At 62.0% G+C, this 13692-nt stretch carries 11 protein-coding genes; 9 read left to right on the forward strand and 2 right to left on the reverse strand.

What is annotated here, in order from left to right; all coding sequences use genetic code 11:
- Window positions 1–33 precede the first annotated feature (33 nt).
- Window positions 34–882 (reverse strand): IclR family transcriptional regulator, encoded by an 849-nt coding sequence (locus V1293_RS11120; RefSeq protein ID WP_334509359.1) that lies wholly within the window; start codon window positions 880–882, stop codon window positions 34–36.
- Between the two features lie 198 nt (window positions 883–1080).
- Window positions 1081–3246, reverse strand: a complete 2166-nt coding sequence (locus V1293_RS11125) for an acetate--CoA ligase family protein (protein WP_334509361.1) — start codon at window positions 3244–3246, stop codon at window positions 1081–1083.
- Between the two features lie 220 nt (window positions 3247–3466).
- Between V1293_RS11125 and V1293_RS11130 the strand changes: the two genes are divergently transcribed.
- The 9 genes from V1293_RS11130 to V1293_RS11170 all read left to right on the forward strand — a co-directional run bounded on the left by V1293_RS11130 (window position 3467) and on the right by V1293_RS11170 (window position 13562).
- Window positions 3467–4162: a GntR family transcriptional regulator gene (locus tag V1293_RS11130; protein WP_442894343.1), complete on the forward strand. Its 696-nt coding sequence runs from the start codon at window positions 3467–3469 to the stop codon at window positions 4160–4162.
- Window positions 4163–4227: 65 nt separating this feature from the next.
- On the forward strand, window positions 4228–5958 hold the full coding sequence (gene oxc, locus V1293_RS11135; protein ID WP_334509365.1) for an oxalyl-CoA decarboxylase: 1731 nt from the start codon (window positions 4228–4230) through the stop codon (window positions 5956–5958).
- A gap of 158 nt (window positions 5959–6116) precedes the next feature.
- Window positions 6117–7394 (forward strand): formyl-CoA transferase, encoded by a 1278-nt coding sequence (gene frc, locus V1293_RS11140; protein WP_247778935.1) that lies wholly within the window; start codon window positions 6117–6119, stop codon window positions 7392–7394.
- Window positions 7395–7598: 204 nt separating this feature from the next.
- Window positions 7599–7736 (forward strand): hypothetical protein, encoded by a 138-nt coding sequence (locus V1293_RS11145; protein WP_334509368.1) that lies wholly within the window; start codon window positions 7599–7601, stop codon window positions 7734–7736.
- Between the two features lie 490 nt (window positions 7737–8226).
- Complete coding sequence (locus V1293_RS11150; RefSeq protein WP_334509369.1) at window positions 8227–9240, forward strand: Bug family tripartite tricarboxylate transporter substrate binding protein; 1014 nt, start codon at window positions 8227–8229, stop codon at window positions 9238–9240.
- A 78-nt stretch (window positions 9241–9318) separates the two neighbouring features.
- Window positions 9319–9816, forward strand: coding sequence for a tripartite tricarboxylate transporter TctB family protein (locus V1293_RS11155; protein WP_334509370.1), 498 nt, complete (start codon window positions 9319–9321; stop codon window positions 9814–9816).
- Window positions 9817–9842: 26 nt separating this feature from the next.
- Complete coding sequence (locus V1293_RS11160) at window positions 9843–11342, forward strand: tripartite tricarboxylate transporter permease (RefSeq protein WP_334509371.1); 1500 nt, start codon at window positions 9843–9845, stop codon at window positions 11340–11342.
- 218 nt (window positions 11343–11560) lie between these two features.
- Window positions 11561–12856, forward strand: coding sequence for an oxalate/formate MFS antiporter (gene oxlT / locus V1293_RS11165; protein ID WP_334509373.1), 1296 nt, complete (start codon window positions 11561–11563; stop codon window positions 12854–12856).
- A 274-nt stretch (window positions 12857–13130) separates the two neighbouring features.
- Window positions 13131–13562, forward strand: a complete 432-nt coding sequence (locus tag V1293_RS11170; protein ID WP_334509375.1) for a CBS domain-containing protein — start codon at window positions 13131–13133, stop codon at window positions 13560–13562.
- Window positions 13563–13692: the final 130 nt, after the last annotated feature.

The raw sequence follows: 13692 nt of genomic DNA on the forward strand, positions 1-13692 counted from the left end.
CTCCGGCCTGCGATGACGGACCGCAAATCCGGCTCAGGCCGATTTCGCCGCCGGCATCACGCCGCCGAGCGCCACCGTCAACTCCGCTGCGACCTCCCGCACCGTCTGCCCGAGCATCGGCAGCCGCTCATCCGTCAGGCGGCTGGTCATGCCCGAGACGGAAATGGCCGCCAGCGGCTCGGCGCAGTCGTTGTAGACGACGGCGGCGATGCAGCGCAGGCCCATGCAGGCCTCCTCGTCGTCGATGGCAAAACCCTGGCGGCGGACTTTTTCGAGTTCCTTGAACAGGTCACCCGGCCGCACGATCGATTTTTCCGTCAGCCTGGGCATGCCGTGATGGTGGATGATGGCGCTGACGTCGGCATCCGAATAGGTCGCCAGCACCGCCTTGCCGACGCCGGAGGCGACCATGGCCACGCGGCCGCCGACCTTGGTCAGCGAGCGCATGATCTCGCGGCTTTCCATGCGGGTCAGCACGATGATGAATTCGTCGTCGACGACGGCGAGATTGGCGGTCTCCCGCGTCAGGTCGCGCAGCTTGCGCAGGTAAGGCACCGCCTGCGCCGAGAAATTGCGGCGGCGGGCGAAGGTCGCGCCGACGGTAAAACAACGCGCGCCGACATGCCATTTCGATTCGGTGCGGTCGAACTGCACGAAGCGGCGGTTTTCCAGCGTCCCGAGCAGGCGATGCACCGTCGAGGTCGATAGCCCGGTGCGGATGGCAAGATCGCTCAGGCGATAGCCTTCGTCGTCTTCCGCCAGCGTTTCGATGATCGAGAGCGCGCGATCGACCGACTGGACGCCGCTGTCGCGCGCGTCCGTCTCATGGTCCGCACTGGATTTCGGCTCGATGGCCTTGCGCCGGATCACGTCTCTCTTCATCGCGACCTGCATCCGTCAGTCAGACAAAAGCGCTAGCCGACAATTTTCCCTCTCCCCGTTCTTTACGGGGAGAGGGTTAGGGTGAGGGGCTGCTTCAGCGAACGCGGTGAGAGACGAACTCGCGGAGAGTCCCCCTCACCCGGATTGCTCCGCAATCCGACCTCTCCCCGCAAGCGGGGCGAGGTAAGCAAACCAGTCTCACAGCAGGCCCGCGCCGCGCGCCCATTTGTACTTGGCGCCGAGCACCTCGACCGGCAGTTCGGTCGAATAGGCATAGGCCGGGATGCCGTTCTGGTAGAGATATTCGGCGGCCTCCTCAACCTCGACGTCGCCGGCAAGCGAGGCGACGATCGGCTTCACAAAACCCTTGGCCTCCATCTCCTTCTTCACCTCGACCATGTTGCGGGCGAACACCATCGGTGGCGTCACGATCGTGTGCCAGTAGCCAAGGATCAGCGAATGAATCCGCTCATCCGACAGGCCGAGCTTCACGGTGTTGACGTAGGTGATCGGCGGCTCGCCACCGGTGATATCCACAGGATTTCCGGCCGCACCGAACGGCGGGATGAATTTGCGGAACGCGGCGTCGAGGTCCGGCGGCATCGTCATCAGCGACAGGCCGTTATCCACAACCGAGTCGGACAGCAGCACGCCGGAGCCGCCGGCGCCGGTGATGATCAGGATGTTCTCGCCCTTCGGCGTCGGCAGCACCGGCACACCGCGCGCGAATTCGAGCAATTGCCGCAAGGACCGGGCGCGGATCACGCCCGACTGGGCGAACACGTCCTCGTAGATCTTGTCGTTGCCGGCAAGCGCGCCGGTATGCGACGAGGCAGCCTTCGCACCGGCCGACGTGCGGCCCGCCTTCAGCACCACCACCGGCTTCTTCTTGGAGACACGCTTGGCGGCCTCCGCAAAGGCGCGGCCGTCTTTTAAGTCTTCGCAATGCTGCGCGATGATCGCGGTGTTCGGATCCTGTTCGAAGAAGGCGAGCAGGTCGTCCTCATCGATGTCGGACTTGTTGCCGAGGCCGACGATCGCGGAGACGCCCATCTTGGCCGAGCGAGAGAAGCCGATGATCGCCATGCCGATGCCGCCCGACTGCGACGACAGCGCCGCCGAACCCTTGACGTCGTAGGCGGTGCAGAACGTGGCGCAGAGATTGGCCGGCGTATAATAGAAGCCGTAGATGTTCGGCCCCATCAGGCGGATGTTGTACTTCTTGCCGACCTCGACGATCTCGGCCTGCAGTTCAGGCGCGCCCGCTTCGGCAAAGCCCGACGGAATCAGAACGGCGCCGGGAATTTTCTTCTCGCCGCATTCCGCCAGGGCGCCCGCGACGAACTTTGCGGGAATGGCAAACACCGCGGTATCGATCACGCCGGGCACGTCCTTGACGCTCTTGTAGGCCTTGTAGCCCAGGATGTCGGCTGCCTTCGGGTGGATCGGATAGATCTCGCCCTTGTAGCCGCCATTGATGAGATTCTTCATCACGGAGTTGCCGATCTTGCCGTCCTCGGCGGAGGCGCCGATCACGGCAACGCCCTTCGGCTGCATGATGCGGTTCATGGCCGCTACGATTTCTTCGGTCGGGCGCGGCGCCGAGCGCGGCTTGTAATCGAAGTCGACGACGATGCGCACGTCGGCGGCGATCGCGTCCTTCTTGGTGGCGAATACCGGGTTAAGGTCGAGTTCAACGATTTCGGGGAAGTCGCTGACGAGCTGCGACACCTTGACGATGATATCAGCCAGCGCCTCGCGAGAGACCGGATCGCCGCCGCGCACGCCCTTCAGCATGTCATGGGCCTGGATGCCGTCGAGCATCGACAGGGCATCGTCCTTGGTGGCGGGCGCGAGGCGGAAGGTGATGTCCTTCAGCACCTCGACCAGCACGCCGCCGAGGCCGAACGCGACCAGCTTGCCGAACGAGCCGTCGGTGATGGAGCCGACAATGACCTCGGTGCCGCCAGCCAGCATCTGCTGGACCTGGATGCCCTCGATCTTGGCGTCAGCCTTGTACTTCTTCGCATTGGCGAGAATGGTCTCGTAGGCCTTTTCCGCTTCAGTCGCGGTCTTGAGGCCGACCAGGACGCCGCCGGCTTCGGTCTTGTGGAGGATGTCCGGCGAGACGATTTTCATCACCACCGGGAAACCCATGCCGGTTGCAAGCTTGGCGGCCTCGGCGGCGGACTTCGCCACGCCTTCCTTCGGAACCGGGATGCCGTAGGCATCGCACACCAGCTTGCCTTCCGGCGCGGTGAGGCTGGTGCGCTTTTCGGCTTTCACCGTATCGAGCACCCGGCGGACAGCCTCGTGGGCGCTTGGCTCGGCGATCTTGCGGGCCGCATCTGCAGTATTTGACATTGGCTTCCTCCTGGGGGCTAGTTTTATGGCATTTGGTATGCCAGAGATTAGATTGTCAAGACAAACTATCGCGCAGAAACATCGAAAACATGGGCATCTTGACATCTTGGTATTTGGTATGCCAAAAATATTAGGCTGTTTCTTCTGCTAAGAAGACGTCTCCAACACAGGGAGGAGACGAGTCGTGCCCGCACGTAAACAAACCAAGGCGCCGCCTGTCATGGCTGAGGCAGATATCGCAATCGTCCGGATTGCGCCCGAGACGAGCTTCAAGAACAAGGCCTATGAGGCCTTGAAGGAAGCTATTCTCAAGATGGACATCTACGCGACGCCCGAGCAGGTGATGCTCGACGAGCGCGCGCTGTCCGAACGCCTCGGCGTCAGCCGCACCCCTATTCGCGAAGCCATCGCGATGCTGGAACAGGATGGCTTCGTCAAAACCGTGCCGCGCCGCGGCATCGTGGTGGTCCGCCGCACCAAGACCGAGATCGTCGACATGATACGCGCCTGGGCCGCGCTCGAAAGCATGGCCGCGCGCCTGATCACGACCACGGCGCGCAAGAAGGACATCACGGCGCTGCGCGATTTCTTCAAGGATTTTGGCCCGGATCGCCTGCCGCAGGATCATATCGAGGAATACTCCAAGGCCAATATCGCCTTCCACCAGGCGCTGATCTCGCTTTCCGAGTCGCCGGTGCTGGTGGATATGACCAACGACATCCTGCTGCATGTGCGCGGCTACCGGCAACTGACCATCGGGCGGAAGGATCGCACCGCGACCTCCCTGCCCGAGCACCTTGGCATCATCGAGGCGCTGGAAGCGCGCGACACCGAGCTCGCCGAGAAGCGCGCACGCGATCACACGCTGGGCCTTGCCGCCTACGTCGAAGCGCATGGGCAGGAACTTTTTACGTAAACGCAACTTCGCACCAGAAGACGACGAAAAATCGTCCGAACCAAACGATCAGGGAGATGAAGCCCATGCTGAATACCGCGACCAAGTCCGTAGCACCGGGCACCGAGCAAGAGCTGACGGATGGCTTTCATCTCGTTATCGATGCGCTCAAGCTCAACGGCATCAACACCATTTATGGTGTGCCGGGCATCCCGATCACGGATCTCGGCCGCATGATGCAGGCCGAGGGCATTCGCGTGCTGTCGTTCCGCCACGAGCAGAACGCCGGCTACGCGGCCTCGATCGCCGGCTACCTGACCAAGAAACCCGGCGTCTGCCTCACGGTCTCGGCGCCCGGCTTCCTCAACGGCCTGACCGCGCTGGCCCACGCCACCACCAACTGCTTCCCGATGATCCTGATCTCGGGCTCCTCCGAGCGCGAGATCGTCGACCTGCAGCAGGGCGACTATGAAGAGATGGATCAACTTGCGGTCGCCAAGCCGCTCTGCAAGGCGGCCTTCCGCGTCCTGCACGCCGCCGATATCGGCATCGGCCTGGCGCGCGCGATCCGTGCCGCCGTCTCGGGCCGCCCGGGCGGCGTTTATCTCGACCTGCCCGCAAAACTTTTCGGCCAGGTGATGGATGCGGCTGCCGGCGCGAAGTCCCTGGTGAAGGTGATCGACGCGGCGCCCGCCCAGATCCCTGCTCCGTCGGCCGTCACGCGCGCGCTCGACGTGCTCAAGGGTGCCAAGCGCCCCCTCATCATTCTCGGCAAGGGCGCGGCTTACGCGCAGGCCGACGACGAGATCCGCGCCTTCGTCGAAAAGACCGGCGCACCGTTCCTGCAGATGAGCATGGCCAAGGGCCTCCTGCCCGATACGCATGCGCAGTCGGCTGGCGCCGCGCGCTCGACCGTGCTGAAGGACGCCGACGTCGTCATGCTGATCGGCGCCCGCCTCAACTGGCTGCTGTCGCACGGCAAGGGCAAGACCTGGGGCGATGCGCCCAAGAAATTCATCCAGATCGACATCGAGCCCAAGGAAATGGATTCCAACGTCGAGATCGTGGCCCCCGTGGTCGGCGATGTCGGCTCCTGCGTGTCCGCCCTGCTCGAGGGCATGGGCGGCAACTGGCCGGCCGCGCCGGCCGACTGGGTCTCGACCGTCAACAAGAAGCGTGACGACAACGTTGCCAAGATGGCGCCGAAGCTGATGAGCAACGCTTCGCCGATGGATTATCACGGCGCGCTCGGCGCACTGCGCACCATCATCAAGGAGCGGCCCGACGCCATCCTCGTCAACGAAGGCGCCAACACGCTGGACCTCGCCCGCGGCGTCATCGACATGTACAAGCCGCGCAAGCGGCTCGACGTCGGCACCTGGGGCGTGATGGGCATCGGCATGGGCTATTCGATCGCAGCCGCCGTCGAAACCGGCAAGCCGGTGCTCGCGATCGAGGGTGACTCGGCCTTCGGTTTCTCCGGCATGGAGATCGAGACCATCTGCCGCTACCAGCTTCCGGTCTGCATCGTCATCTTCAACAATGACGGCATCTATCGCGGCACCGACGTCAACGCCGGCGGCTCCGATCCGGCGACGACGGTATTCGTCAAGGGCTCGCGCTACGACAAGATGATGGAAGCCTTCGGCGGCGTCGGCATCAACGCCACCTCGCCCGATGAGCTGAAGCGCGCCGTCAACGCCGCGATGGATTCCGGCAAGCCGACGCTGATCAACGCGGTGATCGATCCGGCCGCCGGTTCCGAAAGCGGCCGCATCGGCAACCTCAATCCGCAAAGCGTCCTGAAAAAGAAGTGAACAGATCAAACCCATCGGCGTCATTCCCCGCGCAGGCGGGGAATCCAGTAACCGCCGAACTATCGTGTGACGAAGGCTGTGCCCGACTGAACCGACGGTGATTACTGGATGCCCGCCTTCGCGGGCATGACGGCAACAGATAGTAAAGGAGAGAACATATGTCTAAGGCGCTCAAGGGCGTTCGTATTCTCGATTTCACCCACGTCCAGTCGGGACCGACCTGCACGCAATTGCTGGCCTGGTTCGGCGCCGACGTGATCAAGGTCGAGCGCCCCGGCGTCGGCGACATCACGCGCGGCCAGTTGCAGGACATTCCCAACGTGGACAGCCTGTATTTCACCATGCTCAACCACAACAAGCGTTCGATCACGCTCGACACCAAGAACCCCAAGGGCAAGGAAGTCCTGACCGCGCTGATCAAGAGCTGCGACGTGCTGGTGGAAAATTTCGGCCCCGGCGTGCTCGACCGCATGGGCTTCCCCTGGGAGAAGATCCACGCCATAAACCCGAAGATGATCGTGGCCTCGATCAAGGGCTTTGGCCCCGGACCCTTCGAAGACTGCAAGGTGTATGAGAACGTCGCCCAGTGCACCGGCGGCGCGGCCTCGACCACCGGCTTCCGCGACGGGCTGCCGCTCGTCACCGGCGCACAGATCGGCGACAGCGGCACCGGGTTGCATCTCGCGCTCGGCATCGTCACCGCGCTCTACCAGCGCACCATGACCGGCCAGGGCCAGAAGGTCACCGCCGCGATGCAGGACGGCGTGTTGAATCTGGCGCGCGTAAAACTGCGCGACCAGCAGCGCCTCGCCCATGGCCCGCTGAAGGAATACAGCCAGTATGGCGAAGGCATTCCGTTCGGCGACGCGGTGCCGCGCGCCGGCAACGATTCTGGCGGCGGTCAGCCCGGACGCATCGTCAAGTGCAAGGGCTGGGAGACCGATCCCAACGCCTACCTCTATTTCATCACCCAGGCGCCGGTCTGGGAGAAGATCTGCGACGTGATCGGCGAACCCGGCTGGAAGACCCATCCCGACTACGCCAAGCCGCCGGCCCGGCTGTCGCGCCTGAACGAGATCTTCGCCCGCATCGAACAGTGGACGATGACCAAGACCAAGTTCGAGGCGATGGAAATCCTCAACAAGGACGACATCCCCTGCGGCCCGATCCTTTCGATGAAGGAGATCATCGAGGACCGGTCGCTGCACGCCACCGGCACCCTGGTCGAAGTCGATCACCCCACCCGCGGCAAGTACATTTCGGTCGGCAACCCGATCAAGCTGTCGGACTCACCGAGCGAGGTGACCCGCTCCCCGCTGCTCGGCGAGCACACCGACGAGATCCTGCGCCAGGTGCTCGGCTTCTCCGACCACCAGGTCGCCGAAATCCACGATTCCGGCGCGCTCGACCCGCCGCGGAAGCAGGCAGCCGAATAAGCCTGTTTGTACTCCGAATACAAAGGCCGCCGGGTTCCGGCGGCCTTTTGCTATCTGGAATGCCACCTTCGTTAATTTTGCTGCAATGCAAACGGCCAATTGCTGCTATGCAAACAAGTCTGTTGTAGCTGGCATCTGGTATACATAAATTGTTCCCAGATCACGAAGCGGAATGGTTCCGCGACCGAAGAAAAGGGGACAAACATGTCCAAGACTGCATCCATCAGCCTCCTGCCCTCCAGCACCCTGTTCGGCCGCGTGATGGCTTCGATTGACCGTCTGCTGACCGCCAGCAGCCGCATCGCCATCCGCAATGGCGACCTCCCCCGCTTCGGTCTCTGAGCCTTCAAATACAGGGCTTCTGCGCGCAGGCGCGATCCGACGAATGACAAGCCTTCGATGCTTTCGACCAATGGCCCCGGTTTCCGGGGCCATCTTCGTTTGCGGCGGGGCCGCCGGCTTTTTACCAACATCTGCGACAAATCAGCCCGAGCAGCAATCTGCGGTAATAAGGGTTTGCGTCCTGGCATATCGCATACAAAAATGGGCCCATAGCGCCCTCGAATAAATAAGGGCGCATTTTGGGGGAACGGTCTTGCTTCACGGGGACAGGCAGCCCGATCGGCCAGGGAACATGGATGCGTTCCATGACTTCCCTCTGCTGCGGATCGCAAATCCACTATTGGCCGAAAGGAGCGGATGCCGCACCGACGGGCCCCTTTTACAATTCCAACTGGTGATCGTTCGGAGAATACAGCCGCGGCGGCATTGAATACAACAAAGGGAAGCTGGCAAAGACCAGCGCAACCATAGATCGACGGGAGTGAATCAAATGAAGCACATAGCACAAACGGCGTTGGGCGCAATTGCAGCCTTATGCGCGGTCGGGATTTCTGTTCCTGCGACCGCCGCATGGGAACCGGTGCGACCGGTCGAGTTCATCGTTCCTGCCGGCACCGGCGGTGGCGCCGATCAGATGGCGCGGACGATCCAGGGCATCGTCACCAAGCACGGTCTGATGAAGCAGCCGATGGTCGTCATCAACAAGTCGGGCGGCGCCGGCGGCGAAGGCTTCCTCGACCTCAAGACATCGGGTGGCAATCCGCACAAGATCATCATTACTCTCTCCAATCTGTTCACGACCCCGCTTGCGACCGGCATCCCCTTCAACTGGAAGGATCTCACGCCGGTAGCGATGCTGGCGCTCGATGAGTTCGTGCTCTGGGTGAACGCCGACAAGCCGTACAAGACCACGAAAGAATATATCGATGCAGTGAAGGCCGCGCCTGCGGGCTCCATTAAGATGGGCGGCACCGGCTCGAAGCAGGAAGACCAGATCATCACGGTCGCGGTCGAGAAGGCCACCGGTGGCAAGTTCACCTACATTCCCTACAAGGGCGGCGGTGAAGTCGCCGTTCAGCTGGTCGGCAACCATGTCGATTCCACCGTCAACAATCCGATCGAGGCGGTCGCGCAGTGGCGCGGCGGCAAGGTGCGTCCGCTCTGCGTCTTCGACGCGCAGCCGATGGCCTATGACGAGCAGATCGCCGACGGCAAGAGCTGGAAAGATATTCCGACCTGCAAGTCGGAGGGTCTCGACATCGAATATCTGATGCTGCGCGGAATCTTCATGTCGCCACGGGCGACCAAGGACCAGGTCGAATATTATGTCGAGTTGTTCAAGAAGGTGCGCGCCACTCCGGATTGGCAGGACTTCATGAAGAACGGCGCGTTCAACACGACCTTCCTGACCGGGGCTGATTACGCCAAGTGGGTCGAGGCCGAGGAAAAGCGTCACGAGGCTCTGATGAAGGACGCCGGCTTCCTCGCCTCTCCGGGAAACTGACCGGCTGGTAGCGCAATCGGGATCGCAGCATAGACGCCGGGCCGCGGGGACCGCAGGCCCGGCACGCATGGAGTTTTGATGACAACAGGCAGCTCGGGCAAGGCCGGCCCCGCCCACAGACTGGTGGAGGCAGGGATCGCATTGCTGATCACCCTGTTTGGCGTGATCGTGATCATCGGCAGCGTGAAGGCCGGCATCAACTGGGGTGCGGAAGGTCCGCGCGCAGGCTTCTTTCCATTCTACATCGGAATCTTCATCGTCGTCTCCAGCGCGATAAACCTGTGGAACGGACTGCGCGAAGACAATGACGGGCTGTTCGCGGAGTGGAGCCAGCTTCGCCAGGTCATGAGTGTCGTCATTCCGACCGCGATCTATGTCGGCGCCATGCCGTTCACCGGGCTGTATCTCGCCTCGATCATCTTCATCGGATGGTTCATGCGATGGCTCGGCAAGTACCCTTGGCTGACCGTGCTGGCCGTCGCGCTCGGCATGCCCATCGTCACCTATTTCATTTTCGAGCGCTGGTTTCTGGTCCCGCTTCCCAAGGGGCCGGTCGAAGAGTGGCTCGGTCTGTAACTCGTCGCACGGTCAGGATCACGGGAATGGAAGAACTCGTTAATCTGTTTCACGGCTTTGCGGTCGCGCTGCAGCCCTTCAACATCATGGTGATGGTCGTCGGCATCGTGCTCGGCGTCGTGATCGGCGTGCTGCCGGGATTGGGCGGCGCCAATGGCGTGGCCATCCTGCTGCCGCTGACATTCTCGATGCCGCCGACATCGGCCATCATCATGCTGTCCTGCATCTACTGGGGCGCCTTGTTCGGCGGAGCGATCACCTCGATCCTGTTCAACATACCCGGCGAACCATGGTCGGTCGCGACCACGTTCGACGGCTACCCGATGGCGCAGAAGGGCAAGGCCGGCGAGGCATTGACGGCGGCGTTCACCTCCTCGTTCGTCGGCGCGCTGTTCGCGGTCGCCATGATCACGCTGGTCGCCCCGCTGGTCGCAAGCTTTGCGCTGCAGTTCGGGCCGGCCGAGAAATTCGCGGTCTATTTTCTGGCGTTCTGCAGTTTCGTCGGATTGAGCAAGGAGCCGCCGTTCAAGACCATCGCGGCCATGATGATCGGGTTTGCGCTTGCCGCCGTCGGCCTCGACTCCATCACCGGACAACTGCGGCTGACGTTCGGCTTTACGGAATTGCTGAACGGATTCGACTTCCTGATCGCCGTTATCGGCCTGTTCGGCATCGGCGAGATCCTGCTGACGATGGAGGAAGGGCTCAGCTTCCGCGGCGGCAATGCCAAGATCAATTTGCGGGTGGTGCTGCAGACCTGGAAGGAGTTGCCGGCCTATTGGGTGACGTCGTTGCGCTCCTGCGTGATCGGTTGCTGGATGGGCATCACGCCGGCCGGCGCAACGCCGGCCTCCTTCATGAGTTACGGCATCGCCAAGCGGGTGGCGAAGAACGGCAGCAATTTCGGCAAGGGCGAAATCGAAGGCGTGGTGGCGCCGGAGACCGCGGCGCACGCCGCCGGCACCGCAGCCTTGCTGCCGATGCTCTCGCTAGGCGTGCCCGGTTCGCCGACGGCCGCCGTGTTGCTCGGCGGCCTCCTGATCTGGGGCCTGCAGCCCGGACCGATGCTGTTCGTCGAACAGAAGGAATTCGTCTGGGGTCTGATTGCCTCGATGTATCTCGGCAATATCGTCGGCCTGCTCGTCGTGTTGACCTGCGTGCCGGTTTTCGCGGCCATCCTGCGCGTCCCCTTCAGCATCATCGCGCCGCTCATCCTGGTGCTGTGCGCGATCGGCGCCTATTCGGTCCATAGCAGCACGTTCGACGTGATGCTGATGCTGGTGTTCGGCGTCTTCGGCTATCTACTCAAGAAGTGCAATTATCCCCTCGCCCCTCTGGTGCTGGCCATCGTGCTCGGCGACAAGGCGGAAGAGGCATTCCGGCAATCATTGCTGGGATCCCAGGGCTCGCTCGGCATATTCTTTTCCAATACGCTGGTGAGCACGATCATGATCCTGGGATTGATTGCGCTGTTCTGGTCGGTGATCCAGCAGGGCTATAGCCGTTTGCGAGCCACCATCGCCTGACGCAAAGCGGGCGTTATCGCCATAATATCAAACATGTTTTTGTCCTGGACGAAGGCCGTGCTATCACACGCACGGCCTTCGTTTCGCGTATGCAGCATTCTTCCGCGCCCAAACGAATTGCGGTGGCGGCCCAAGATTCTTCTTGTCTACTGGCATAACATATACCAAACTGCCTTCTTGAGCTGTCGGGTATTGATAGAACAGCCTATGGAGGGAAGATGACGGACACAGTGCACGGAGCGGCAGCCCCTGTGGCGGCCCGCGTCAGCGACACCTACCGCTGGACGCAATTGGCCATCGGCGTCCTCGCGATGGTGATGATCGCCAACTACCAATATGGTTGGACTTTCTTCGTCCCCGACATCCAGAAGAAGTTCGGATGGGATCGCGCGTCGATCCAGTGGGCCTTTACCCTTTTCGTTTTGTTCGAGACCTGGCTGGTGCCGGTCGAAGGCTGGTTCGTCGATAAATACGGTCCGCGCATCGTCGTCCTCATCGGCGGCATCCTCTGCGCCATCGGATGGGCGATCAACGCCCAGGCGACTTCGCTCAACGGCTACTACCTCGGCATGATCATCGCAGGCATCGGCGCCGGTGGCGTATACGGCACCTGCGTCGGCAACGCGCTGAAATGGTTCCCCGACAAGCGCGGCCTTGCGGCCGGCATCACCGCCGCCGGATTCGGCGCAGGCTCGGCGCTGACGGTCGCGCCGATCCAGGCGATGATCAAGGACTCCGGCTTCCAGACCACCTTCCTCTATTTCGGTCTCGGCCAGGGCATCATCATCGTGCTCCTCGCCTTCTTCCTGTTCTCGCCGAAAGCGGGACAAGTGCCTGCGGTGACGCAGAACGCCAACGTCATCCAGAGCCGGCGCAATTATCAGCCGACCGAGGTGATCCGTCAGCCGATCTTCTGGCTGATGTATTTCATGTTCGTGATCGTCGGCGCCGGCGGGTTGATGGTCACCGCCAACCTCAAGCCGATTGCCGTCGACTGGAAGGTCGACAGCGTGCCGGTCACGCTGATGGCAGTGACGATGACGGCGGTGACGTTCGCGGCCACAATCGATCGCGTCCTCAACGGTCTGACCCGTCCCTTCTTCGGCTGGATCTCCGACATGATCGGCCGCGAGAACACCATGTTCATCGCGTTCGGCATGGAAGGCATCGGCATCTGGGGCCTCTACATGCTGGGCCACGATCCCGTGTGGTTCGTGCTGCTGTCGGGCTTCGTGTTCTTCGCCTGGGGTGAGATCTACTCCCTGTTCCCGTCGACCTGCACCGACACCTTCGGCGCGAAGTTCGCGACCACCAATGCCGGCCTGCTCTACACGGCAAAGGGCACCGCGGCGCTGCTGGTGCCTGTCGCGAACTACATGCAGCAGTCTTCGGGCACCTGGGACAACGTGTTCATCGTCGCGGCCGGTGCGAATATCCTGGCCTCGCTGCTTGCGATCGCGGTGCTAAAGCCCTGGCGCAAGGTGGTGGTCGCCAAATCGCAGGTTGCGGCCTGATCCGAACCGGATCGGTTGTTCAAACGAAGCGCGCTCATCCTCCGGGATGGGCGCGTTTTCTTTTGCCTGGACGGTTTCTGGTATACCAGATCGCTTTTCGGACCGCTCCAGGTACGCCCCCTCCCTCCTCGGATCGGAATGCAGCGCTTCAATAAGCGTCAGTAATGCTGCCTATTTATCTTCATCCCGGCGAAAGATTTCCACACTCAAGCGTGTTGACAATTGGCATTATGTATACCAGACTTGATCCAATAGTTCATCCAAGGAGGTTGCCATGCAAGTCGGAGATATCCTGCGCAAGAAAGCCGCCCGTGTCGCAACGGTTCGCATGAACGAGACCGTCGCCATTGCCGCGCAACTGATGCGTTCCAGCAATATCTCAGCGCTGGTCGTCAAGGATGTCGTCCGCACCGAAGGCAACACGGCGGTCGGCATGTTCACCGAGCGCGACGTGGTGCGCGCGATTGCCGAACACGGCGCAGCCGGCATCAACATGCGCGTTTCGCAGTTCATTTCAGTGCAGCAGCTCGTCTCCTGCACGTCGACGGATACGCTCGAGCATGTCCGTCACCTCATGAGCAAGCATCACATTCGCCACGTACCGGTGATCGACAATTACAGCCTGATCGGCGTCATCAGCATTCGCGACATCTCAAACGCGTTTGACGACGAAGCGACGCCCTTCCAGTTGGCCGCGTCGGCTTGACCGGTCGCTTCGAACTGCGCCGGCATTTTTGGGGTTGCACTCCCGGGGAAGACGGCATCGCACCGCAATATTCGGCTTAACTCCTGTCGCAAGCAGGCGCTCGCAAATCTGCGCCCGAGTAGTGGCGCCG

The organism is Bradyrhizobium sp. AZCC 1693 (genome assembly GCF_036924745.1).
GTDB lineage: Bacteria > Pseudomonadota > Alphaproteobacteria > Rhizobiales > Xanthobacteraceae > Bradyrhizobium.